23 protein-coding genes and 1 CRISPR repeat array are annotated in these 21,912 nt (G+C 72.2%); of the genes, 9 read left to right on the top strand and 14 right to left on the bottom strand.

Going from position 1 to position 21,912, the window contains the following annotated elements; all coding sequences use genetic code 11:
• Window positions 1-6 precede the first annotated feature (6 nt).
• Both ACIPXM_RS24205 and ACIPXM_RS24200 read left to right on the top strand, forming a co-directional pair.
• Window positions 7-483 (top strand): SRPBCC family protein, encoded by a 477-nt coding sequence (locus tag ACIPXM_RS24205; protein ID WP_401658824.1) that lies wholly within the window; start codon window positions 7-9, stop codon window positions 481-483.
• Window positions 480-737, top strand: a complete 258-nt coding sequence (locus tag ACIPXM_RS24200) for a hypothetical protein (RefSeq protein ID WP_401658821.1) — start codon at window positions 480-482, stop codon at window positions 735-737. Before ACIPXM_RS24205 ends, ACIPXM_RS24200 begins: the two co-directional genes overlap by 4 nt.
• Before the next feature lie 81 nt (window positions 738-818).
• On the opposite strand, the gene ACIPXM_RS24195 is transcribed toward ACIPXM_RS24200, so the two are convergent.
• The 3 genes from ACIPXM_RS24195 to ACIPXM_RS24185 are packed head-to-tail and all read right to left on the bottom strand — an operon-like array spanning window position 819 to window position 4,200.
• A complete protein-coding gene (locus tag ACIPXM_RS24195) occupies window positions 819-1,886 on the bottom strand; it encodes an alpha/beta hydrolase fold domain-containing protein (RefSeq protein WP_401658818.1) in 1,068 nt (355 codons plus the stop codon).
• Window positions 1,883-2,743 carry an SDR family NAD(P)-dependent oxidoreductase gene (locus ACIPXM_RS24190; RefSeq protein ID WP_401658815.1) on the bottom strand — a complete coding sequence of 287 codons (861 nt, stop codon included), beginning with the start codon at window positions 2,741-2,743 and terminating at the stop codon, window positions 1,883-1,885. Before ACIPXM_RS24190 ends, ACIPXM_RS24195 begins: the two co-directional genes overlap by 4 nt.
• A gap of 8 nt (window positions 2,744-2,751) precedes the next feature.
• On the bottom strand, window positions 2,752-4,200 hold the full coding sequence (locus tag ACIPXM_RS24185; protein ID WP_401658812.1) for a flavin-containing monooxygenase: 1,449 nt from the start codon (window positions 4,198-4,200) through the stop codon (window positions 2,752-2,754).
• Window positions 4,201-4,421: 221 nt separating this feature from the next.
• Between ACIPXM_RS24185 and ACIPXM_RS24180 the strand changes: the two genes are divergently transcribed.
• Both ACIPXM_RS24180 and ACIPXM_RS24175 read left to right on the top strand, forming a co-directional pair.
• Window positions 4,422-5,984, top strand: a complete 1,563-nt coding sequence (locus ACIPXM_RS24180) for a flavin-containing monooxygenase (RefSeq protein ID WP_401658809.1) — start codon at window positions 4,422-4,424, stop codon at window positions 5,982-5,984.
• Window positions 5,985-6,062: 78 nt separating this feature from the next.
• Window positions 6,063-7,523, top strand: a complete 1,461-nt coding sequence (locus ACIPXM_RS24175) for an MFS transporter (protein WP_401658806.1) — start codon at window positions 6,063-6,065, stop codon at window positions 7,521-7,523.
• Window positions 7,524-7,783: 260 nt separating this feature from the next.
• On the opposite strand, the gene ACIPXM_RS24170 is transcribed toward ACIPXM_RS24175, so the two are convergent.
• Window positions 7,784-8,425 (bottom strand): TetR/AcrR family transcriptional regulator, encoded by a 642-nt coding sequence (locus ACIPXM_RS24170; protein ID WP_401658803.1) that lies wholly within the window; start codon window positions 8,423-8,425, stop codon window positions 7,784-7,786.
• A gap of 209 nt (window positions 8,426-8,634) precedes the next feature.
• Here ACIPXM_RS24170 and ACIPXM_RS24165 point away from each other — a divergent pair, with 209 nt between their 5' ends.
• The gene (locus ACIPXM_RS24165; protein ID WP_401658800.1) at window positions 8,635-9,432 is read left to right on the top strand and encodes a BTAD domain-containing putative transcriptional regulator; all 798 of its coding nucleotides are present in this window, start codon (window positions 8,635-8,637) and stop codon (window positions 9,430-9,432) included.
• 33 nt (window positions 9,433-9,465) lie between these two features.
• Here the strand turns inward: ACIPXM_RS24165 and ACIPXM_RS24160 are convergent, their stop codons facing one another.
• Window positions 9,466-10,134, bottom strand: coding sequence for an SGNH/GDSL hydrolase family protein (locus ACIPXM_RS24160; protein ID WP_401658798.1), 669 nt, complete (start codon window positions 10,132-10,134; stop codon window positions 9,466-9,468).
• A 570-nt stretch (window positions 10,135-10,704) separates the two neighbouring features.
• Between ACIPXM_RS24160 and lanL the strand changes: the two genes are divergently transcribed.
• From lanL to ACIPXM_RS24140, 4 genes are all read left to right on the top strand, one after another.
• The gene (gene lanL / locus ACIPXM_RS24155) at window positions 10,705-13,515 is read left to right on the top strand and encodes a class IV lanthionine synthetase LanL (protein ID WP_401658795.1); all 2,811 of its coding nucleotides are present in this window, start codon (window positions 10,705-10,707) and stop codon (window positions 13,513-13,515) included.
• Between the two features lie 156 nt (window positions 13,516-13,671).
• Window positions 13,672-13,827, top strand: a complete 156-nt coding sequence (locus tag ACIPXM_RS24150) for a VenA family class IV lanthipeptide (RefSeq protein ID WP_401658792.1) — start codon at window positions 13,672-13,674, stop codon at window positions 13,825-13,827.
• A gap of 266 nt (window positions 13,828-14,093) precedes the next feature.
• Entirely contained in the window at window positions 14,094-15,089 is a 996-nt protein-coding gene (locus ACIPXM_RS24145) for an ATP-binding cassette domain-containing protein (RefSeq protein ID WP_401658790.1), read from the top strand.
• Window positions 15,086-15,952 (top strand): ABC transporter permease, encoded by an 867-nt coding sequence (locus ACIPXM_RS24140; protein ID WP_401658787.1) that lies wholly within the window; start codon window positions 15,086-15,088, stop codon window positions 15,950-15,952. The genes ACIPXM_RS24145 and ACIPXM_RS24140 overlap by 4 nt, the downstream gene beginning before the upstream one ends.
• A gap of 262 nt (window positions 15,953-16,214) precedes the next feature.
• On the opposite strand, the gene ACIPXM_RS24135 is transcribed toward ACIPXM_RS24140, so the two are convergent.
• From ACIPXM_RS24135 to ACIPXM_RS24095, 9 genes are all read right to left on the bottom strand, one after another.
• On the bottom strand, window positions 16,215-16,421 hold the full coding sequence (locus ACIPXM_RS24135; RefSeq protein WP_401658785.1) for a hypothetical protein: 207 nt from the start codon (window positions 16,419-16,421) through the stop codon (window positions 16,215-16,217).
• Between the two features lie 28 nt (window positions 16,422-16,449).
• A complete protein-coding gene (locus ACIPXM_RS24130; RefSeq protein ID WP_401658782.1) occupies window positions 16,450-16,998 on the bottom strand; it encodes a glycine-rich domain-containing protein in 549 nt (182 codons plus the stop codon).
• A gap of 145 nt (window positions 16,999-17,143) precedes the next feature.
• Window positions 17,144-17,323, bottom strand: a complete 180-nt coding sequence (locus ACIPXM_RS24125) for a hypothetical protein (protein WP_401658779.1) — start codon at window positions 17,321-17,323, stop codon at window positions 17,144-17,146.
• Window positions 17,320-17,484 (bottom strand): hypothetical protein, encoded by a 165-nt coding sequence (locus tag ACIPXM_RS24120; RefSeq protein WP_401658776.1) that lies wholly within the window; start codon window positions 17,482-17,484, stop codon window positions 17,320-17,322. Before ACIPXM_RS24120 ends, ACIPXM_RS24125 begins: the two co-directional genes overlap by 4 nt.
• Window positions 17,481-17,666, bottom strand: coding sequence for a hypothetical protein (locus ACIPXM_RS24115; RefSeq protein WP_401658773.1), 186 nt, complete (start codon window positions 17,664-17,666; stop codon window positions 17,481-17,483). The genes ACIPXM_RS24120 and ACIPXM_RS24115 overlap by 4 nt, the downstream gene beginning before the upstream one ends.
• Window positions 17,667-17,753: 87 nt before the next feature.
• Window positions 17,754-18,596 carry a helix-turn-helix domain-containing protein gene (locus tag ACIPXM_RS24110; RefSeq protein ID WP_401658771.1) on the bottom strand — a complete coding sequence of 281 codons (843 nt, stop codon included), beginning with the start codon at window positions 18,594-18,596 and terminating at the stop codon, window positions 17,754-17,756.
• A gap of 10 nt (window positions 18,597-18,606) precedes the next feature.
• Window positions 18,607-19,122: a DUF6879 family protein gene (locus tag ACIPXM_RS24105; protein WP_401658768.1), complete on the bottom strand. Its 516-nt coding sequence runs from the start codon at window positions 19,120-19,122 to the stop codon at window positions 18,607-18,609.
• Window position 19,123: 1 nt separating this feature from the next.
• A complete protein-coding gene (locus ACIPXM_RS24100) occupies window positions 19,124-19,333 on the bottom strand; it encodes a hypothetical protein (protein ID WP_401658765.1) in 210 nt (69 codons plus the stop codon).
• A 421-nt stretch (window positions 19,334-19,754) separates the two neighbouring features.
• Window positions 19,755-20,271: a CRISPR direct-repeat array (repeat unit 29 nt; unit sequence CGGAACACCCCCGCTCGCGCGGGGACCAC).
• A gap of 117 nt (window positions 20,272-20,388) precedes the next feature.
• A complete protein-coding gene (locus ACIPXM_RS24095; protein WP_401658762.1) occupies window positions 20,389-21,759 on the bottom strand; it encodes an L-serine ammonia-lyase in 1,371 nt (456 codons plus the stop codon).
• Between the last annotated feature and the right edge of the window lie 153 nt (window positions 21,760-21,912).

Raw genomic sequence — 21,912 nt, 5'->3', positions numbered from 1 at the left:
ACCGACGTGTCCGAAGTACGTTTCACCGCGGTGTGCGACGCACCGCTCGCCTTCACCTTCGCCTATCTGGACGACTACCGGAACGTCCTGGAGTACTGGCACGGAATGACCCTCTACCGGCCGGTCGGCGAACGCGACCAGGGGCTCGGCGCCCGCTTCGAATCCGCCATCAAGATCGGTGCCTCCACCCAGAAGTCGACCATCGAGAACGTGCGCTGGGAGGAGAACGCCCGGCTCTCCTACGCCTCCGTCTCCGGCATGAAGTCCACCACCGACTTCCTCTTCCGGGAACTCCCCGGAAACCGCAGCGAGGTCGAGGTCCGGATCGGCTTCACCCTCTTCGGCGGAATAGCGGGACGGGCCCTGGAGAAGACCCTGGAGCCGTTCGTCTCGGCATCCGCGAAGGCCACCGCGGAGAACATCTCCCGCTTCGTCTCCGCGCATTACGCGAAACAGGCCGCGGACGCCGGAAGTCCCGAATGAGCACCGCGCCCGCGACCGCCGCGCCGGAGGCGCCGGACCTCCGGGACGATGCCGCCGCGCCCGCCGGGCCCGGCACCGACGGCACCGAAGGCATCGGCACCGGAGGCACCGACGGCGTCGGCATCGGCACCGTCGGATCCGACGACCCGGACGCCGTCCGCCGGTACACCCGGCGGCTGCGCCGCGACGCCCTCACCGGCCTGGCCGACCGGCTCGCCGACGACTGGGCGGTGCGGCTCGGCGTGCTGCCCTGACCGGCCCGCGCACGCGGAAGAAGCTCCCGGCCCTGCGGCCGGGAGCTCTTCCGTGGGGGGACCGGCACGGCGGCCCGCGGGTCAGCCACCGCGCGCGGCCGCACCGCGCAGCGGGGTGACCCGGGCCTCGCCCTCGCCCGGCCGGGTCCACCGGGCGGACAGGAAGACGGCCAGGTCACGGACCGAGGCCGCGGCCTCCGCGACAAGCCCCGCCTGGGCCTGCGCCGCGTGCCACAGCGTCGCGCTCTCCACCAGCGTCACCGGCACCCCGGCCCGGCGCAGCGCGGCGGCCAGCCGCAGCCCCTGCGCGTACAGCAACTCCCGCCGGTTGGTGTGCAGATAGACCGGCGGGAGCCCGCCGAGCGGGCCCTTCAGCGGCGCGAACCGCGGGTCGTCGGGGTCCCCTTCGCCGAGGTAGGCGGCGGCGCAGGCGAGCCCCCAGGCCCGGCTGACCACCAGGTCCCGGCGGCCGTCGGCGACCTCGCCGGGGTCGGCCCACGGCGACACCAGGCCGAGCGCCGCGAGCACCGGAGCGCCGGGACGGCCGGTGGCAGCCGCCGGGCCCGAGCCGTCACCGGTCTCCGGGCCCGCCCCCGTACCGTCACCGGCCCCGGCGGCGGCCGTCAGCCGCTGGGCCGCGGCGAGCGCGATGCCGCCGCCCGCCGAGTCCCCGGTGAGCGCCAGCGTCCCGGCCGGATGCTCCTCGGTACGGGCCAGCGCCTCGATCGCCGCGAGGGTGTCCTCCAGGGCGGCCGGGTACGGGTGCTCCGGGGCGAGCCGGTAGTCGAGCAGATAGACCGGACGGCGGGTGGCCGCGGCCAGATGGGCGGCGAACGAGCGGTGGGTGGCCAGGGAACCGACCGTGTAGCCGCCGCCGTGCAGATGGAGCACCGCACCCGGCCCGCCGACCGGCCCCACCGTCACCCGCTCGGCCCGCCGGGCGCCGAGCGCCAGCCGGTCCACCCGGGTGCCCCGGGGCAGCGGCTGCCCCGCCGAGAACGCGTCGAGCAGCAGCCGCTGCGCGGACCACGGCACCCCGGGCCGGAACACCGCCCGGAAGAACGGGTGCAGCAGCGCCCGGACCACCGGCAGCGGCAGCCGCACCGGCCGCGGCGGCACGGTCAGCCCCACCGGCCGCACCGGGCTCACCGCCGCGCACCCGGGCGCGGCGCGATCCGCAGCACCCGCGACATCACGGCGCCGAACCGCTGCGAGGCCACCGGCGCGAGCCGGCCGAAGCGTTCCAGCGCCTTCGCCTCGGCGCCGATCACGATCCTGGCCCGGCCGCCGTGCACCCCGCGCACGATCGCCTCGGCCGCCGTCTCGGGGCTGTGCAGGGCGAGCCTGCGGTCGAAGGCCCGGGCGATGGCGGCGGCGTCGAGCCCGTCGGCGGCCCCGGCGTTGCGGGCCACCGCCGTCTTGACGCCGCCCGGGTGGACCGCCGTCACCTTGACCGGATAGCGGGCGAGCAGCATCTCCTGGCGCAGCGTCTCGGTGAAGCCGCGGACGGCGAACTTCGAGGCCGTGTAGGCGCTCTGGCCCGGATAGGTGATCAGGCCGAACAGGCTGGAGACATTGACGACGTGCCCGTCGTGCGAGGCGATCAGATAGGGCAGGAACGACCGGGTCATGGCCACCGTGCCCCAGAAGTTGACGTCCATCACCCGCTCGACGTCCTTGAACGACTGGCGCTCCACCTCCCCGTAGAAGGCCACGCCCGCGTTGTTGTAGAGCTGGTGGACGGTGCCGAAGTAGGCCCGTACGTCGTGCGCGTAGGCGGTCACCGCCTCCCGCTCGGTGACGTCGAGGCGGGTGGCCCAGACGTCCCTGCCGTGCTCCGAGCAGATCCGGGCGGTCTCCTCGACCCCGGCGGCGTCGATGTCGGACAGCGCGAGATGCGCGCCGAGCTCGGTGAGCCGTACGGCGAGCGCGCGCCCGATGCCGGAGCCGGCGCCGGTGATCGCGACGACCTTGTCCTTGAAGCTGTCCAGCGGCTTGCGTGCCATGCCGGTGCTCACCTCGCGATGTGGTAGGCGTCGATGTCGAACGTGCGGGTGATGCGGCGGAAGGCGTACGAGAAGCCGGGCCACATCGTGGTGTTGGCGCCGTGCCGGTCCAGGTACCAGCTGGCGCAGCCGCCGGTGTTCCAGACACTGCGCGCCAGGGCGCTCTGCAGGCCCTGGTAGAAGCGTTCCTGGGCGTCCTCGCGGACCTCGACCCGGCGCAGTCCGCGCTCGCGCATCGCGTCGAGCGCGCCGAGCAGGTACCGCACCTGCGACTCGATCATGAAGATCATCGAGTTGTGGCCGAGGCCGGTGTTCGGGCCCACGAGCAGGAACATGTTGGGGAATCCGGCGATCGCGGTGCCCTTGTAGCAGCGCCGCCCGACGGTGGCGAACACCTCGGCGAGGCTGCGCCCGTCCGCGCCGGTGATCCGCTCGTACATCGGCGAGTCCGTGACGTGGAAGCCGGTCGCGAACACCAGGACGTCCGTGGGGTGTTCCGTGCCGTCCGCGGTGACCACGGACTTCTCCCGGATCTCGGTGATGGCGTCGGTGACCAGCCGCACATGGTCGTGGTTGAACGCCGGGTAGTACGTGTTGGACAGCAGGATCCGCTTGCAGCCCAGCGCGTAGTCGGGCCGCAGCCCGCGCCGTACCGCCGGATCGCGCACCTCGCGGCGGAGCTTGGCCCTGGCCAGCAGCTCGACCGGTTTGAGCAGTGCCGGGACCTTCGCGAGGGCGATCGCCTGCGCCTCGTGCGCCCAGTACAGACCGGCCCGCCAGGTCCGCTGGTAGAACGGCACCCAGCGGCAGGCGAACCGCTCGGCCCGGGAGTAGCCGCGGTCGAGCCGGGGCATCACCCACGGCGCGGTCCGCTGGTGCACCCGCAGTTCGGCGACGTGCGGGGCGATGGCGGGCACGATCTGGATCGCGGAGGCCCCGGTGCCGACCACCGCCACCCGCTTCCCGGCCAGCTCGGTGCCGTGGTCCCAGCGCGCCGAGTGGTGGACCTCCCCGGCGAACGAGGCGAGCCCCGGGATGTCCGGCAGCGCGGGCTCGCACAGCGCCCCGAAGGCACCGACCAGGACGGTGGCCTCGTACGTCCCCCGGGAGGTCTCGACCTCCCAGAGCCCGGCCTCCTCCCGCCAGCGCGCGCCCAGCACCTCGCACTCCGTGACCTGGTGCTCGGCGGCGCCGTACCGGCGGGCGACCTTCTCGATGTACGCCTGGATCTCCGGCTGCGGCGAGAAGGACCGGCTCCAGCCGGGGTTGAGCGCGAAGGAGTACGAGTAGAGGTGGGACGGCACGTCACAGGCCGCCCCCGGATAGGTGTTGTCCCGCCAGGTGCCGCCGACCCGGTCCCCCCGGTCGAGCACCAGGAAGTCCCGGATGCCCCGGCGGCGCAGCCGGACGGCGGCGGCGAGGCCCGCGAGCCCGCCGCCGATCACGATGATGTGCACGCGCCGGGCCCGTGGCTTCCTCGGCGTGGTGTCCGAAGCACTCAAGAAGGATCAGCTCTCCCGTCACGTCCGCCGCAAGGGCGAGGGGTCCGGCCAGCGATGCTCGCCGACCCCCCTGACGCGCCCCTGAAGCGGCCCGCGCGGAGCGGACAGCGCCGTTTCAGGGGCGGGCCCGATGCTGGGTCACTGCCCCGGCGGACGCCCAGACGAGGAGAGACCCGATGGCCCGAGCGAAAGCGCAGCAGACCGACAGCACGGTCGAGACCCCCGACGTCCTGATCGTGGGGACCGGCTTCGCCGGCCTGGGCATGGCGGTGAAGCTGCTCGACGCGGGGCACCGGGACTTCGTCGTCCTGGAGAAGGCCGACGGCGTCGGCGGCACCTGGCGCGAGAACACCTACCCCGGCTGCGCCTGCGACGTGGCCAGCGTCATGTACTCGTACTCCTTCGCGCCGAACCGCGACTGGAGCCGGATGTACGCCGAACAGCCGGAGATCCTCGACTACATCAAGCAGGTGGTGAAGGAGCGCGAGCTCGAACCGTATCTGCGGTTCGGCGCCGAGGCGGTGTCGTACGAGTTCGACGAGGCGGCCGACCGCTGGCACGTGGTCACCAGGTCCGGGCAGGAGTACCGGCCGCGGGTGGTGGTCCTCGCCCACGGCGCGCTGCACCAGCCGCACGTCCCCGAGCTGCCCGGCATGGGCGGCTTCAAGGGCGAGCTGTTCCACTCGGCGCGCTGGGACGACTCGGTCGACCTGCGGGGCAAGCGGGTCGCGGTGATCGGCACCGGTTCCAGCGCCGTGCAGTTCATCCCGAAGATCGCGGGCGTGGCGAGCCACGTCGACGTCTTCCAGCGCAACGCGCACTGGGTGCTGCCCAAGGCCGACCGGCCGCTGAAGCAGCTGGAGCGGCGGCTGTTCAAGGCGGCGCCGTTCGTCCAGCGGCTCTACCGGCTCACCGCCTACTGGACCCATGAGCTGCCGGTGCTCGCCTTCCTCAACCCCCGCTGGGTCGGCATCCTGGAGTTCGCCGCCCGGCGCACCCTGGCCAAGCAGGTGCCGGACCCGGAGCTGCGGGCGAAGCTGACCCCCTCGTACCGCATCGGCTGCAAGCGGATCCTGCTGACCAACGACTACTTCCCGGCCCTGCAGCGCCCCGACGTGTCGCTGACCACCTCGGGCATCGAGGAGTTCACCGAGGACGGGATCCGCACCAAGGACGGGGAGTTCCACCCGGCGGACGTGGTGATCCTGGCGACGGGTTTCTCCACCGACAACCGGTGCGCGACCGAGCACATCGTCGGCCGGGACGGGCTGACCATCCAGGAGGCGTGGCGGGACGGCATGACCGCCCATCTCGGCACCACGGTCGCCGGGTTCCCGAACCTCTTCATGCTGATGGGCCCGAACTCGGGCGGCGGCGCCCAGTCGATCCTCTTCGTCATCGAGGCCCAGCTGCACTACATCGTGGAGTGCCTGAAGCTGATGCGCCGACGCCGGTCGACCCGCCTGGAGGTACGGGACGAGGTGCAGCGCCGGTTCAACGACACGCTGCACGGGAAGCTGGCCGGCTCGGTGTGGAACTCGGGCGGCTGCCACAGCTGGTTCCTCGACCACCGGGGCGTCAACCGGCAGTCCTGGCCCGGCACCGGCAGCTCCTACTGGCTGGCCACCCGCAAGCCCGACCCGGCGGCGTTCCGGTTCGGGGGCAGTGGCGTGGCCCGTTCCGAGGACCGCCCCGTGGCCCGTTCCGCGCGCACGGACGAGGGAACCCGATTGCAGTAGGCATACGGTCGTGCGTATGGTTTGTATGGGCTCGGGAAAGCGGAGCCCGTACGTCGTGCCAGGGAAGGGAAGCCTCACGTGTCGCATGCCAGTCAGAGCCTGAGAGCGGCGGATCCGGCATCGTCCGGCCCCACGGCCGAGGTCCCCTGGACCGCCGTCGCGACCGTCATGGTCGGGATGTTCATGGCGATCCTGGACTCGTTCATCGTGGTGGTCGCCGGACCGGCCGTCCAGGAGGACCTCGGGGCCACCGCGGGCGAGCTCCAATGGGTCCTCGCGGGCTACCAGTTGAGCTACGCCGTCTTCATGATCACCGGCGGCAGGCTCGCCGATCTCTACGGGCGCAAGCGCCTCTACCTCATCGGCACGGCGGTCTTCACGCTCTCCTCCGTCGCCTGCGCCCTCGCGGGCAGCGCCGCCGTGCTGATCGTCTCCCGGATCGTCCAGGGCTTCGGCGCCGCCCTCATGGTCCCGCAGGTCTTCGCCATCATCACGCTCACCGTCGCCCCGGCCGCCCGGGCCCGGGTGTTCGGCGTCCTCGGCGTCGTCATCGGCATGGCCACCGTCAGCGGCCAGCTCGTCGGCGGTCTGCTCATCGGCGCCGACCTGTTCGGCTCCGGCTGGCGCGCGGTGTTCTGGGTCAACGTCCCGATCGGCCTGGTCACCATGGTGATCGCGGCCCGCTCGGTCACCGAGTCACGGGCCGAACAGACCCGCAGGCTCGACGTCCCCGGCGTGCTGCTGCTCAGCGCCGCCCTGCTGCTGCTCACCTTCCCGCTCATCCAGGGCCGCGAGATGGGCTGGCCCTGGTGGACCTGGGTGTGCCTGGCGGGCAGCGGCCTCGCCTTCGTGCTCTTCGCCGTCCTGGAGCGCGGCGTCGACCGGCGCGGCGGCGAACCGCTGATCCGGCTCTCGCTGTTCTCGCAGCGCTCGTTCTCGCTCGGCATCGTGCTCGTCCTCGCCGTCTACGCGCTGCTCACCTCCTACTACCTCTCGCTCTCCATCTCCATGCAGGAGGGCCTCGGGATGTCGGCGCTCGGCGCCGGACTCGTCTACACCCCGGCCGCCGTGACCTTCTTCGTCTGCAGCATGATCGCGGGCAAGCTGGTGCCCAAGTACGGCCGCCGGGTCCTGGAGTTCGGCGCCGTGGTGCTGGCGCTCGGCTACCTCACCACCGCCGTGGTGCTGCTCTCCGGGCCGCGGCTCACCCCGCTGCTCGTCATCCCCACCCTGATGCTGCAGAGCGTCGGCGGCGGTCTGCTCATCACCCAGCTGCTCAACTCGGTGCTCGCCAGGGTCGATCCGCAGACCGCGGGCATGGCCTCGGGCTCGCTCTCCACCGCCCAGCAGGTCGGCGGGGCGCTCGGTGTCGCGGTGGTCGGCGCGGTGTTCTTCCACGCCTTCGACAACGGCGGCGCCGACCGGGTCGAGGCCGCGGGCCACGCCTTCGCGCTCACCTCGCTGACCACCTTCGGCATCGCCGCGGTCGCCGCCGTCCTGGTCTTCCTGCTGCCGAAGACCCCGCCGGCCAAGGGCTGACCGGCGGTACGGAGAAGGGGCGGGGGGGCCCGGGGGCCCCCCCCCCCCCCGGCGCCGGCCCCCCCCCGGGCGCCCCCCCCCCCCCCCCCAACCACCGGGGGGGGGGGGGGGGGGGGGGCCCCGCCCCCCGCCCCCCCCCCCCGCCCCCCCCCGGGCCGGGGGGCGGGGGGGGGGCGGGCCCCCCGCCCCCCCCCCCCCCGCGCCCCCCCCCCCCCTTCTCCGTACCGTCCCCGCACCTTCCAAGTACCTCGTCGGGCGGGTCAGGGCGTGCGCAGCAGCCCGTCAAGGGTCCGGTGCACCTTGTCGACGGCGCTGTGGTCACCGAGCCGCAGCGCGGTGTTGGCCGCGCACAGCACCGCGTCGACCTGGAACACCGCCAGATCGACGTCGATCTCCGCGATCTCGCCGGAATCCACCGCGTGCCGGAACTCGCGCCCGATGGTCTCGTACCACTCCCGCTGGTGCTGGAACAGGGCGTCTCTGACCGGCCCTTCCTTGCTGTCGAAATACGAGATGTTCGCGACCCGGAAACAGCCGCCCTGGAACAGCGGGGTCTCCGCGTAGACGATCCAGTGGTCGATCAAGGAACGCAGTCGGCGCACCCCGTGCGGGGAATTCCTGGCCGGACCCGCGACCGCCTCGATGAACATGTCACGTGCGAAGTCGATCGTGGCCAGTTGAAGGGATTCCTTCGTCCGGAACAGGGTCTGGATCCCGGCCTTGCTCATGCCGATGTCCGTTGCCAGACGGCCGAAACTGACGTCCTCAAGTCCTTCGAGCGAGGCGACGTCCACCGCGCGCCGCAACACGGTCTCCCGCGTGCGCGCCCCTCTGAGCAGGCGCTTGTCGGTGATCGACGCCTGTTCCTCGCGTGTGGGATAGCTCCGCGACTGAGTGCCCATACGGTCGATCGTACCTCTTCTTCCTGGTCATCGCAGGGGTCGTGCGGGCGGTCCGGGGTCCGGTCTCGCACCGTGGACCCACCCATGCACGGGGAAGTCGCCCGCACACCTACTCGAATGTGTGGGATGTGGGTCCGCGGGGCCGCCGCGTAGGCTCCGCGGCGCGAACGGAATCGACCGTGCACGGGCGAACACAGGGGGAGCGGACCGTGGCCGAATTGCGCATCGGAGTACTGGGGACCTTGCGCGTGGAGATCGAGAACGCGGAAGTGGAACTGCCCGGAGCGAAACTCCGCGACATCGTCGCGGTGCTCGCGTTACGCGCCGGGGAGGACGTCCGGCGGGACGAATTGATCGAGGAACTCGATCTGGCCGCGACCACACGGGATTCCGTGAACGCGGTGCACGCGCACATCCGCCGGGTGCGGCGCCGGCTGCAGAGCCATGGGCTGCCGGCCGACCTGATCGAGACCGTCGACTCCGGCTACCGGCTGAACCTGGAGCCCGGCCGGGTGGACGCCCACCGTTTCGGCGACCTGGTCCGGCAGGGCCTCCATCTGGCGCCGAAGACCCCGTCGGTGGTGGCGACGATCCTGGAGGAGGCGCTCGCCCTGTGGCGGGGCGACGCCCTGACGGACACCCGGCAGGGTCCGCTGACCGCCTCGGCGGCCGAGGAGCTGCACCAGTGGCGGACCACCGCGCGCGGTGCCCTGCTCGACGCCTGGCTCGCGCTCGGCCACGACAACAAGGTGATCCTGAACGCCCCGCGCTTCATCACCGACGACCCGCTCAACGAGGCCCTGCGGGTGCGCCAGCTGATCGCGCTGCGCCGGGCGGGCCGGTACGCGGAGGCGGTCCGCGCCTACGACGACGCGGAGCGGGTGCTGCGCCAGGAACTGCGGGTGGAGCCCGGCACGGAGCTGCGTGCCGCGCACGGTCTCGCCAGACGGCTGATCACCTCGGGCCTCGCCCGGGAGCGCGGCGAGGTGCTGGCCCGGCTGGGCTGACCGCCCTGGCGGGGGCGGCCGGGCCCGCGCGGTTCAGCGGGTGCGCCGCCCCAGCAGTCCGGCCAGCGCCTTGGCCATCTCCGCCGCCATCACGGCCTGCCCCGACCCGGCGAAGTGGATCCGGTCCGCGCTCAGCAGGTCGTCCCGGTCGTTGACCGGGTGGTTCCACATGTCCACCACCACGGCCCCGTACTCGGCGGCGAGTCCCCGGGTGATGTCGTTGACGGTCCGCACCCGCTCGGTCCAGTCGGGGAACACCGGCACCACATAGGCCCGGCCCAGCGTGAACGTGGTCAGCTGCGCCCCGGTCTGCGCGGCCAGCTCGTACAGCTTGCGCATGTTCTGCCGGATCTCGTCGAAGTCCGGCCTCCGCCGCACCAGATCGTTGGCCCCGCAGGGGATGTGCAGCAGATCGGGCTCGAACGCCTGGAGCTTGTCGGCCTGTTGCTCGATGGTCTCGGTGGTGGTCGCCCCCACCGTCGCGGTGTTCAGGTACGCCAGATCCGGCCGCACCCGCCCCAGGACCTCCGCGAACCGGTCGGACCACCCCAGCTCCCGGTATCCGGGGCTCGGGTCGCCGGTACCGGCGGACAGGCTGTCCCCGATCACGGCATAGCGCTGCCACGGGGCGTCGAACAGCAGGGCCGCCGCGTCGAGGACGGGCAGGCAGTACGGATCGGTCTCCTCGGTGAAGGCTGTCATACTTAAGAGTGCGGTCGACCGTATGTAGATGTCAACCCTGGGTGGTGCGCCGGGGGTGCGGCGGGCGCCCGGTGACGGTTCCGGTTCCGGCTTCGGTTCCGGCTTCGGTTCCGGTTTCGAGCCGTTCGGGGCGCGGTCCCGGCCGGATCCGCGCCCCGAACGGTCCGCGCAGGCCCAGTTCAGTCCCGGAGTGGGCACTCTCGGCCATGTCCGAAATACCGCAGTCGCCGCCCGCTGGCGGAATATGCGCCTTTACCGAACGGGTGCCCGACGGCAAAGCTGTGCGCCGAAAGCGACGAAGCCGACGACGAAAACTCCGCGGCCCCCCGACGATTCACCAGGTCACACGGGTCCCGCGGGCGCGGAACCATCGCTCGCGGCCGCTCTTGACCCCGGCGGCCGGCAGGTCCCGCGCTCCTCTGCGCCGCCCCGTTGCGCCGGTGGACGCCATCAGGCGTCGCAGTGACACCGTGCGCTCACTACCGCCAACTGCCCACCGTACGGCGCAGGTTGTACGTTCTTACCGAAGGCATATTCCGCCAGCGGTCTTCGCCGTTGAGAGGAACACGCATGACGAGCCACGCCACCGAGGCCGACCTCGAAGCCCTGCTGCACCAGGCACTGCGGACCTCGGACACCACCGCCCGCTGGACCACCGTCACCGACGACATGTGGTGCCGCCTCGCCCCCCGCGCCACCACCCCGCGCAGCCAGGGCTGGAAGCTCCACGTGTCCGCCACCTCGGGCTCCGCGCCCGAGGTCCTGGCCAAGGCGCTCCCGGTCCTCCTCGCGGACACCTCGCCGTTCAAGTTCGCCCGGTCCCTCGAGAACGTGGGCGCCCTCAACTCCCGGGCCACCCCGCGCGGTAACTCCGGCAAGTTCCTCACCGTCTACCCGCGCTCCGACGCCGACGCCGCCCGGCTCGCCCTCGCCCTGCACGAGGCCACCCTCGGCCTGGCGGGCCCGCAGATCCTCTCCGACCGGGCGTACACCCCCGGCAGCCTGGTGCACTACCGCTACGGCGCCTTCGCCGGACGCCAGCGCCTGTCCGACGAGGGCCTGCTGGTCTGGTACTACGAGGACCCCGACGGCAATCCGGTCGAGGACCGGCGCACCGGCCGGTACACCCAGCCCGACTGGGCGGTCAGCCCCTTCCCGGCCGCCGTGCCCGCGCCCCGTCCCCAGCCCGCCCCCACCGGCCCGGTGCTGCTCGGCGGACGGTTCGCGGTACGGGAGGCCATCCGGTTCACCAACAAGGGCGGCGTCTACCGGGCCACCGACACCACCACCGGCGCACCCGCGATCGTCAAGGAGGCCCGGCCGCACGTCGAGGCCGACGCCTCGGGCGCCGACGTCCGCGACTGGCTGCGCGCCGAGGCCCGCACCCTGGAGCGGCTGCGCGGCACCGGACTCGCCCCGGAGCCCCTCGCCCTGTTCGAGCACGCCGGCCATCTGTTCCTGGCCCAGGAGGAGATCCCCGGCCGCCCGCTGCGCACCTGGGTCGCCGAGCACTTCCGCGACGTCGGCGCCGACCGCTACCGCGCCGACGCCCTGACCCAGGCCGGACACCTCGTCGAACTCCTCGCCGAGGCCCACGCCCACGGCTGCGTCCTGCGCGACTTCACCCCCGCCAACGTCATGGTCAGACCCGACGGTTCACTGCGCCTCATCGACCTGGAACTCGCCGTCCTCGCGGGCGACGAGGACCAGCCGACCGCGCGCCCGACCACCGTCGGCACCCCCGGCTTCAGCGCCCCGGAACGCCTGCGGCACGCGCCCGTCGCCCCGAGCGGCGACCACTACAGCCTCGGCGCCACCCTGTGCTTCCTGTTCACCGGGAAGGTGCCGCACCCGCTGCCCGAGGAGCCCGCGACCAGGACCGCCGAACAGCGTCTCGCGGACTGGCTCACGGCCTGCGACGCCGCCGTCGCGCTGCCGGCCGGCCTGCCGGAGCTCGTCCTCGGCCTGATGCGGGACGAGCCCGCCGAGCGCACGGACCCGGCCGCGGCCCGTACGGCGGTGCGCGCCCTCGGCCGTACGGCAGGAGTCGACCGTACGACAGGGGTACGGGCGGTCGCCGACGCCGACGCCGACGCCTACCGGCGTGAGGGCCCGGACGGGGACCTCGACGTGGTGATCGCCGGGATGGTGGCGCACCTGCTCGACACGATGACCCCGGACGACGAACGGCGGCTGTGGCCGGTGTCGACGACGGCGGGGGAGACCGACCCGTGCACCGTGCAGCAGGGCGCCGCCGGAGTCCTCGCGGTCCTGACCCGATGTCTGGAGATCCACAGAACCCACGGAGCTCACGGAATCCCCGCAACCCCCGGGGTCGGCGGTGTCGGCGGAGCACCCGCCGACCCCGGAGCAGCTCCCGGCGCCGATCCCCGGCTGGCCGAGGCGATCCGTACCGCCGGGCACTGGATCGCCGCCCACGCCGACCCCCGTACCGTCCGCCCCGGACTGCACTTCGGTGCCCGGGGCACCGCGTGGGCGCTGTACGACGCGGGCCGCGCGGTCGACGACCCCGCCCTCCTCGCCCACGCGACGGAACTCGCCCTCGCCCCGCAACAGCCCAGCCCCAGCCCCAGCCATGACATCACCCATGGCGCCGCGGGCTCGGGCCTGGCCGCCGCCCACCTCTGGCGGCGCACCGGGGACCCCCGGTTCGCCACCCTGGTCGAGGCCGACGCCGAACGGCTGACGGCCGCCGCCCGGCGCGACGCGTCCGGGGTGACCTGGCCGGTCCCGGCCGAGAGCGCCGCCGCCCCGGCCGCCGAAGGACAGGGCACCCGCTACCTCGGCTTCGCGCACGGCACCGCGGGCATCGCCACCTTCCTGCTCACCGCCGCCGACGTCACCGGCCGCAAGGAGTACCGCGACCTCGCGATCGCGGCGGGGGAGGGCCTGGTCGCCCAGGCCCTGCGGGTCGGCGGCGCCGCCCAATGGCCCGCCAAGGCAGCGGACTCCGTGCCCACCGCCCCGTACTGGTGCCACGGCTCCGCGGGCATCGGCAGCTTCCTGCTGCGGCTCTGGCAGGCCACCGGCGACGAGCGGTACGCCGACCTCGCCCACCGGGCCGGGCACGCCGTCGTCGAGCGCGCCCCGCGCGCCCCGCTCACCCAGTGCCACGGCCTCGCGGGCAACGGTGACTTCCTGCTCGACCTGGCCGACGCCACCGGCACACCCGCCCACCGCGCGGCGGCCGGACGGCTCGCCCGCCTCCTCACCTCCGAACGGGCCCGCCGCGCCGGCCACGTCGTCTTCCCCAACGAGTACGGGGACGTCTCGACGGGCTGGAGCGACGGCGCCGCGGGCATCCTGGCGTTCCTCCTGCGGGTCCGCCACCAAGGCTCCCGGCTGTGGACGTCCCCGTGACGTGCCGACAGCCGGGCTGACGGCGGGAACTCCGCCGTCGCACCACAGAGAAAAACAGAGAAAACAGGCACACCCAGAACACACAGAACACCCAGAACACACAGAGATCACCGTGATCGCAGCGATCACGGAGATCATCAGGAGAAGGAGAACGTCATGGAGAACCTCGACCTCGACCTGCTGGCCCAGCTCCACGCCCTTCCGGAGACCGACCCGGTGGCCGGCGACGGCGTCGCCTTCGGCGGCACCTGTGAGTGCGTCGGCCTGCTCACGCTCCTGAACACCGTCTGCGTCGGCATCAGCTGCGCCTGACCGGCCACCAGGGGCGTCCTGTCGACCCCATCGACACGACGCCGAACCCGGCGGGACCGGAGCCGTACCCGGGTGCACACCCGGGTACGGGACCGGATCCCGGTGCCGGGCGCCGTCGCCGAGGGAGCACCCCATGCTCCCTCGGCGACACCCCGCCCGGGTGAGCCCGCAACGGGCCGATGACCTCCGGCCGGTGGCCGCCGCACAGCGGCCACCGGCCGGAGCGTCGCGTCGCAGGTTCCGGTCCACAGACGAGGACTCCTTCCATGCAACCACACGCGGAAGCCGGCGTCCCCGCCGCGATCAGCGCACGCGGCCTGGTGAAGAACTACCCGGGCCCGGGCGGCACTTCGACCACCGCGGTCGGCGGACTCGACCTCGACGTCCGGCAGGGCGAGACCTTCGCCTTCCTCGGCCCCAACGGCGCCGGGAAGTCCACCACCATCGCGCTGCTCTGCGCCCTCGCCCGGCCCACCGCCGGACACGCCACCGTCGCGGGCGTCGACGTGCTGCGACAACCGGACCTGGTCAGACGACAGGTCGGCATGCTGTTCCAGCACAGCGCCCTGGACATGGAACTGACGGCCGAACAGAACCTCACGGTGCACGCCCGGTTGTACGGCATGAGCCGCCGCCAGGCCCGGCAGCGGGTCGGCGACACCCTCGCGGCGGTCGGCCTCGCCGACCGGCGACGGTCCCCGGTCCGCACCCTGTCCGGCGGGATGCGGCGCCGGGTCGAACTCGCCCGGGGCCTGCTGCACGAGCCGCGCGTCCTGTTCCTCGACGAACCGACCACCGGACTCGACCCGCACGCCCGCGCCCAGGTCTGGGACCACCTGCGGGAGTTGCGCGACCGGCACGGGATCACCCTGTTCGTCACCACCCACTACCTGGACGAGGCGGAGAACTGCGACCGCCTCGCCATCATCGACGGCGGCCGGCTGGTCGCCGAGGACACCCCGGCCGCGCTGAAGGCCGCGATCGGCGACGACCGGGTGGTGCTGCGGACCGGCGACGACCCGGCCGCCCGCCGGGTGCTGACCGGGATCCTGCCGCCCGGCGCCGAGCCGAAGGGGGAATCCCAGGGCATCACCCTCCGGCTGCCGGACGGCAGTTCCTGGATCCCCCGGCTGTGCGCGGCCCTCGCGGCCCACGACATCCCGGTACGGGCGGCCTCGGCGACCCCGCCGACGCTGGACGACGTGTTCTTCCACCACACCGGGCGCACCATCGGCACGACGACCGCAGGCGGGACCCGGTGACGGCCCCGGCCCGCCCCGCCGCCCCGCCGGTGCCGACCGCCGATCCCGCCCCGCCCGCCACCAGACTTCGCCGGGAACTACGGGCGGTGCACGCCCTGGTCCACCGCGACCTGCTGCGCCTGTCGTCCCAGCCCACCCACACCGCGCTGATGCTGATCCAGCCGGTGCTCTACCTGTTCATCCTGGGTGGCGGCCTGGCCGCCCTGATCCCGACGTCGACGCTGGGCGCCGACTACCGGACGTACCTGTTCCCCGGCATGCTGATGATGACGATCCAGACCCCGGCCATCATGGTCGGCATCCGTCTGATCACCGACCGCCAGAGCGGCTACCTCCGCGAACTCCTGATGGCCCCGGTGCACCGCGCCACCCTGCTCCTCGGCAGCTGCGCGGGCGGCACGGCGGTGGCCGCGGTCCAGGGCACGGTCCTCCTCACCCTCGCGGGCACGATCGGCCTCCCCTACGACCCGGTCCTGCTGCTCCTGCTCCTCGGCGGCATGATCCTGTCCTCCTTCACCCTCACGGCCCTCAGCCTCCTGCTCGCGGTGACCCTGAACCGCCCCGAGGTCTTCCACATGCTCCTGGGCCTGGTGATGATGCCGCTGCTCTTCCTGTCCGGCGGTTTCTTCCCCCTGTCCTCCCTCCCGTCGTGGTCCCACCCCCTGGCCGCCCTGAACCCGATCGCCTACGGCGTCGACCTCCTCCGCCGCACGATCACCCTGCGGACCGCGACGGGAACCCCACCGCCCGGCATCACCTGGTTCGGCCACCAGCCGCCGTTGGTACTGGAGGCGGGGGTGCTGGCGGGGGCGGGGGTGCTGGCACTGGTGTGGGCGGCGCGGAAGTTCAGCAGGCAGGAGTGAGGACCCCCGCGGACGCGGGGAACGGCCGGCGGTGGCGACGTTACGCACGTACTCGTCCGGAACACCCCCGCGGACGCGGGGAACACCGCACCATCACCCGAAGCGGCAGCCGCTTCTACGGAACACCCCCGCTCGCGCGGGGAACATGTCTCGGCCTGCTGCTCCAGATCGCGGGCGCGCTTGAGGTGCCGCTCGCGGAGCTGGTGCGGTAGCCCCGGCCGGCCGTGGGGGAACGCGTCGGCCGGGGCCTGTGCTTGGGCGGTCAGCGCGCGATCACGAACCCACGGGTGGGCCTCTTACGCGATGCTGCCGCAGCGGCGGCGAGGGTCTCCCTGGTGATGTCCCGGCCCGCGTCGTCCGCCACCCGCCAGGGGCCGTTCGGGTTCTCCGGGTCCTCGGGCTGGAGGGTGCCGGGGATTCCGTGCTGCCGCATCGTGTCGTGCAGGTCTGAGATCTCGCGCGCTTCCATGGCTCTCCGTCCGTAGGGGCTGCTGAGCCTAGCCGCCGCCTCCGCTGTTGCAGTGGCTCGCGCAGTTGCCGGGGTTGATCGGCCCGCAGCCGCCGGGCACCGGGGTGTGGCTGCAGTTCGCCGCCACGGTGACGAGGGACTGCCGCGGCCCTAGCCACAGCTCGGTGTCCGGGGTGTAGCCCGCCTGCTCGATCAGGGCCACGGTGCGGGTGAGGACGTCCGGGTCGTGGCGGGTCTCGTCGGGTCGCTCGGGGTAGTGGTGGACGGTCCGGCCGAGTCGGCGGCACAGGGTGGCGTACAGGTGAGTGTGGAGGATCAGGGCGTGCCACCCCTCGTCGACCTCGCGGCTCGGAGAGATCCGCACCTGCGGGAACAGGCTGGCGGCGTGGACGAACTTGAGGGCCTCCTCCACGATTCGGCCGGCCACGAAGGCGTCCATGCCCGGGTTGTTGTCGAGGACGGTGTGCATCACGCCGTTGAACGCGGCGTCGCTGAGCAGGGCTCGGGCGTCAATGCCGGTGGGACCGGTCGGGGCGCAGGGCGGCGGCGGCTTGGACGGCTGGTTGGTGCAGGCCATGGTTCCTCCTGGTGTGGATTCTCGATGGTGCGCAGGGCCCGTCCTGGATCAGCCAGGGCGGGAGCTTAGTGAGCGATGCCGTACGCGATGACGGCGAGGGCGTCCAGGGCGATGAGGATGTAGAGCGTCTGGCGCCAGAGCTCGGTCACGGCGTCTCGGTGGGGACGGGCGGGAGATGGGTGCGTCCGACGAACCTGGGCCGGACGGCGGCAGTGGCGCGGTGATCACGGATCGCGGTGAGCATGTCCCGGGCGGCGAGCGCCAGGGCGGCGAGCAGCTCGTCGAGGTCTACGCCGGTGGTCTCGTCGGTGTCGGGCTCGGTCATTGGGCCGTCTCCGGGGGCGTGCGGTGGCAGGGGCAGGCGCAGGTCCTGCCGAGGCCGGGCACATGGTCGCCGTAGCAGGTGTAGACCTCGCCGGTCTTGCAGACCGAGTGCAGCTCGAACTGACACTCCGGCAGCACGCCGGGCAGCGCCGGGGCGCTCACCGTCCGGCTCCGATCCGGACGAGGCCGTCGACGAAGACGTACCTGTACGGGACGCCGCGAACCGTCGCGCAGATCCGATGGGCGTAGATGTGCTGACCGTCCGGGTGGACGCGGACGCAACAGTCCGCCCCCGGATTCGGGCAGTACGTGCAGTGCTTGGGCCTGTCGCTGTACTCCGCCATGAGCAGGAAGGTAGGACGAGGCGTTTCTCAGATCTGCCCGTGTTTCTCGATGTTTCTCACTCGGTCTCGCCCGTTTCCGGGTGTTGCTCACGCAGGTAGCAGCGTGCTTCGCGCGCGGGCGATCAGGCGATGCGCGGCCCGCCCCGTCGCGGCCCCGGCCGCGAGCGCATCCCAGACCGTGGCGTACAGGGCTACGTCCTCGTTCGAGTCGAGCCACATCTCGGCATGCCACGACTCGGCGATCACGAGCCGGTCGTCGTGGATCCAAAAGTCATCCCCCGCTGCGACGCGCACATCAGCGGCCAGGGGAATGATGCCGAGTTCTACCGTGCTCAGGCCGTTGACAGACATGAGGCGGTCCAACTGGTCAGCGAGAACCGCAGGCGAGCAGATTCGCGTGTGCAGTGCGGCCTCCCCCATCAGTACCCGGTACCGGCGTCCGGGCTGGTAGAGCCCCTCCTGCCGCCGGAGCCGGGAGGTGACACCCGCCTCTACGTCACGGGTGACGCCGTGAAGCTCCGCGTACCGGCCGAGGACTGCGCGGGCGTACTCCGGTGTTTGGAACACGCCCGGCACGACGCTGCCGGAGTAGGCGCGGAACATGCTGGTCCTCTCGTGCTCTGCGCCGAGGGCATCTTGAACGGCACGGTGGCCGCCCGCAAGCTGGCGCCGCCATGAACGGTAGGTCGACTCCAGTCCGGCCAACCGCCCGCGCAGCTCGGCGGCAGCTTCGGGGTGACCGACCCCGGCCGCCCATGTGTCGAGGTCGCCGCCGGTCGCGGTCTGCTTTCCATTCTCCAGTTTGGAGACCTTCGATGGCGCCCAGCCGCACTCTGCGGCCAGCGCCCGCACAGTCAGGCCAGCCTCGGTGCGCAGCTCGCGAAGCCGCGCACCGAGGGCTTTCCTCGCCTGCTGGTAGTCCGTGCTCACACCAGGGAAGTTACCGGGTGAACTCGGCGTACGGGACGGCGTGGTGCCATGCTGCGTCGCGAGTCTGGCACGCGGCAACGACGGCGGACGGGTCGGTGGTCAGTTCCAGGCGCCGGTCTGCGTCTTCCCAGTTGAAGCGGGCCAGGACGCGGGAGTCGAACAGCCAGAAGTCGAAGTCCAGCAGTCCGATCTGCTCAGCGTCCTTACGGAGCAGATAGCGGATGTCCTCGCCCGCTGCGAGATTGTCCCGCGTGGTAGCCAGGAGGTATCGCTGTCCGTCACTGGGCGGCTCGTCGACGAGGCGTACACGCTCGATCCGCTTCCCGGCAGCCGTTTGCGCCCGGGCGTTGACGAACCAGGGTCCGCCCTCATCGCGAGGCGGCATGACTCCCTGGAGGAACTGTCGGTACTCCTCAGTCGCTTGGTCAGCGGTGTACTCCCGGCGAGTCTCCAGCCGCCAGGCCGTGTGCGCGAACCCTTCCCGGAAGAGCTCGAGAATCTGGCGGGCGGGTACGTGATCCTTCACGTCACTCCTTCGGCGCGAAGTTGACCAGGAGGGCACGATCGACAACGACCAGGGACTCTCCCTTCAGCGGGTTCGCCATCTGCACGAGCACCTCGGGATCGGTGACGGTGTACCCCTGCACGAGGATCTCGCCGGTGTCGATGTCCTCGTAGAGCGTCGGGCACTCACCCGTCTTCGAGTTGGTGCCGAGCATGCGCAACTTGCGGGCCATCGTGGTCCCCTCTCGGTCCTGCCAGACGAAGTGCTGCTGGATGCACCGTAGTTCGGAGATCTAGAAACACGAAAGGCCCCTCTTCCCCGCCGTGGCGTGGAAGAGGGCGTCGTGACGAAACCGCCCCCTTCCCGTGCTACAGCCCGTAGCGCGGGAAGGGGGCGGGGGTTCAGCGCCCGCCGCCTGTGGGGCGCGCTGGAGGGCATCCGGCACCGCCTCAACTGCGCCGCGTGGACGCGTCCGCCCGGCGATGCCGCTCTGCACGATCGGCACCGCCGGGCGGACACTCCCGCGCGGCTGGACCCCGAGACGACGAACCGTGTCCCCTCCGCCTGGCAGGTGGAGGGGACACGGTTCGTTGACGGCTGCTGCTCACGACGTGACCAGCAACGTGCGCAGAGGGTGGGCATCCTGTGGACAGCGGAACACCCCCGCTCGCGCGGGGACCACGGAGCCGTACATGGCCTCGGTGGCGACGAGGGCGGAACACCCCCGCTCGCGCGGGGACCACCCGCCGAGGAGGTTCTTCACCATGGTCACGTACGGAACACCCCCGCTCGCGCGGGGACCACGGAGCCGTACATGGCCTCGGCGGCGACGAGGGCGGAACACCCCCGCTCGCGCGGGGACCACTCGACGTAGTCGATCGCGGCCTTGCGGCCCTTCGGAACACCCCCGCTCGCGCGGGGACCACGGCGAAAAGGCGTGGACCACCCTCGGCGATCTCGGAACACCCCCGCTCGCGCGGGGACCACGGCAGCCGGAGCCGCTCCCGCGCGCGCGGAGGCGGAACACCCCCGCTCGCGCGGGGACCACGGGCAGGCCGTCGGCAACCGCAGCTCCGTCGACGGAACACCCCCGCTCGCGCGGGGACCACGGCCGCAACCCGACGTGGCGCCGCCCCCCGGTGGGAACACCCCCGCTCGCGCGGGGACCACCCTTCCCGACCTGCGCATTCAGAGCAACTTTGCCCCTACTTTGCCCTCGCCCGAGCCCGCGCGCACCGCCTCACCCTCCCAGGCGACCAGCACCGTCACCTGCCGTCAGAGCCACCCTCAGCACTCAATAATGTTCACCGCGAGCCCGCCCCGCGCCGTCTCCTTGTACTTCACGCTCATGTCCGCCCCCGTCTCCTTCATCGTCTTGATGACCTTGTCCAGAGACACCAGGTGGCTGCCATCCCCCCGCATCGACATCTTCGCCGCCGTCACCGCCTTCACCGCCGCCATGCCGTTGCGCTCGATGCACGGGATCTGGACCAGGCCGCCGACCGGGTCGCAGGTCAGGCCCAGGTTGTGTTCCATGCCGATCTCGGCCGCGTTCTCGACCTGCTCCGGGGAGCCGCCGAGGACCTCGGCCAGGGCGCCGGCCGCCATCGAGCAGGCGGAGCCGACCTCGCCCTGGCAGCCGACCTCGGCGCCCGAGATGGAGGCGTTCTCCTTGAAGAGCATGCCGATCGCGCCCGCCGCGAGCAGGAAGCGGACCACGCCGTCGTCGTCCGCGCCCGGCACGAAGTTCATGTAGTAGTGCAGGACCGACGGGATGATGCCCGCCGCGCCGTTCGTCGGGGCGGTGACCACGCGGCCGCCCGCCGCGTTCTCCTCGTTCACCGCCATCGCGTACAGCGTGATCCACTCCATCGCGTGCGCCGCCGGGTCGCCCTCGGAGCGCAGCTTGCGGGCGGAGGTGGCGGCGCGGCGGCGGACGCGCAGGCCGCCCGGGAGGATGCCCTCGCGGGACATGCCGCGCGAGACGCACGCCTGCATGACCCGCCAGATCTCAAGGAGGCCGGTGCGGATCTCGTCCTCGGTGCGCCATGCCTTCTCGTTCTCCAGCATCAGCGAGGAGATCGACAGGCCGGTCTCCTTGGTGAGGCGGAGCAGCTCGTCGCCGGTGCGGAAGGGGTACTTCAGGTAGGTGTCGTCCGGGATGATCGGGTTCTCGCCCGCCACCGCGTCCTCGTCCACCACGAAGCCGCCGCCGACCGAGTAGTACGTCTTCTCCAGCACGAGCGCGCCCTCGGCGTCGTACGCGAAGACCGTCATGCCGTTGGCGTGGTACGGCAGCGCCTTGCGGCGGTGCAGGATCAGGTCGTCGTCGAACGAGAACGGGATCTCGTGGGCGCCGAGCAGGTTGATCCGCCCGGTCTCCTTGATCCGCTCGAACTCGTCGTCGGCCGTCTCCACGTTCACCGTGCGCGGCGAGTGGCCCTCAAGACCCAGCAGCACCGCCTTCGGGGTGCCGTGGCCGTGCCCGGTCGCGCCGAGGGAGCCGTACAGCTCGGCCCGTATCGACGCCGTGTGGGCGAGCAGCCCCTCGTTCTTCAGGCGCCGGGCGAACATGCGGGCCGCGCGCATCGGGCCCACCGTGTGGGAGCTCGACGGGCCGATACCGATCGAGAACAGGTCGAAGACCGAGATGGCCACGGAGGACTCCTTGTGGGGGCGACGCCGTTGTCTGCCGGGGTGGTGCAGAAACGCGGAGCGGGCGAGCAGGTGAGCGGGAAACGGGGTGGGGCACCGCGCTCACTGTCCAGTGTGCGCGGTGCCCCGGAGCTTCATACCAACAAAAGGGTACGA

It is taken from the genome of Streptomyces sp. NPDC090025 (genome assembly GCF_044748125.1).
Lineage (GTDB): Bacteria > Actinomycetota > Actinomycetes > Streptomycetales > Streptomycetaceae > Streptomyces.
Note: the sequence above shows the minus strand (reverse complement) of the source record. Positions and strands in the feature narration are given on the sequence as shown.

Excerpts from the sequence above, each read along its gene's own strand:
- lanL (WP_401658795.1), top strand. The coding sequence starts at position 10,705 with ATGACGAGCCACGCCACCGAGGCCGACCTCGAAGCCCTGCTGCACCAG.
- ACIPXM_RS24160 (WP_401658798.1), bottom strand. The coding sequence starts at position 10,134 with ATGACAGCCTTCACCGAGGAGACCGATCCGTACTGCCTGCCCGTCCTC.
- ACIPXM_RS24100 (WP_401658765.1), bottom strand. The coding sequence starts at position 19,333 with ATGGCCCGCAAGTTGCGCATGCTCGGCACCAACTCGAAGACGGGTGAG.
- ACIPXM_RS24130 (WP_401658782.1), bottom strand. The coding sequence starts at position 16,998 with ATGGCCTGCACCAACCAGCCGTCCAAGCCGCCGCCGCCCTGCGCCCCG.
- ACIPXM_RS24190 (WP_401658815.1), bottom strand. The coding sequence starts at position 2,743 with ATGGCACGCAAGCCGCTGGACAGCTTCAAGGACAAGGTCGTCGCGATC.
- ACIPXM_RS24145 (WP_401658790.1), top strand. The coding sequence starts at position 14,094 with ATGCAACCACACGCGGAAGCCGGCGTCCCCGCCGCGATCAGCGCACGC.
- ACIPXM_RS24170 (WP_401658803.1), bottom strand. The coding sequence starts at position 8,425 with ATGGGCACTCAGTCGCGGAGCTATCCCACACGCGAGGAACAGGCGTCG.
- ACIPXM_RS24115 (WP_401658773.1), bottom strand. The coding sequence starts at position 17,666 with ATGGCGGAGTACAGCGACAGGCCCAAGCACTGCACGTACTGCCCGAAT.
- ACIPXM_RS24125 (WP_401658779.1), bottom strand. The coding sequence starts at position 17,323 with ATGACCGAGCCCGACACCGACGAGACCACCGGCGTAGACCTCGACGAG.
- ACIPXM_RS24135 (WP_401658785.1), bottom strand. The coding sequence starts at position 16,421 with ATGGAAGCGCGCGAGATCTCAGACCTGCACGACACGATGCGGCAGCAC.
- ACIPXM_RS24150 (WP_401658792.1), top strand. The coding sequence starts at position 13,672 with ATGGAGAACCTCGACCTCGACCTGCTGGCCCAGCTCCACGCCCTTCCG.
- ACIPXM_RS24180 (WP_401658809.1), top strand. The coding sequence starts at position 4,422 with ATGGCCCGAGCGAAAGCGCAGCAGACCGACAGCACGGTCGAGACCCCC.
- ACIPXM_RS24200 (WP_401658821.1), top strand. The coding sequence starts at position 480 with ATGAGCACCGCGCCCGCGACCGCCGCGCCGGAGGCGCCGGACCTCCGG.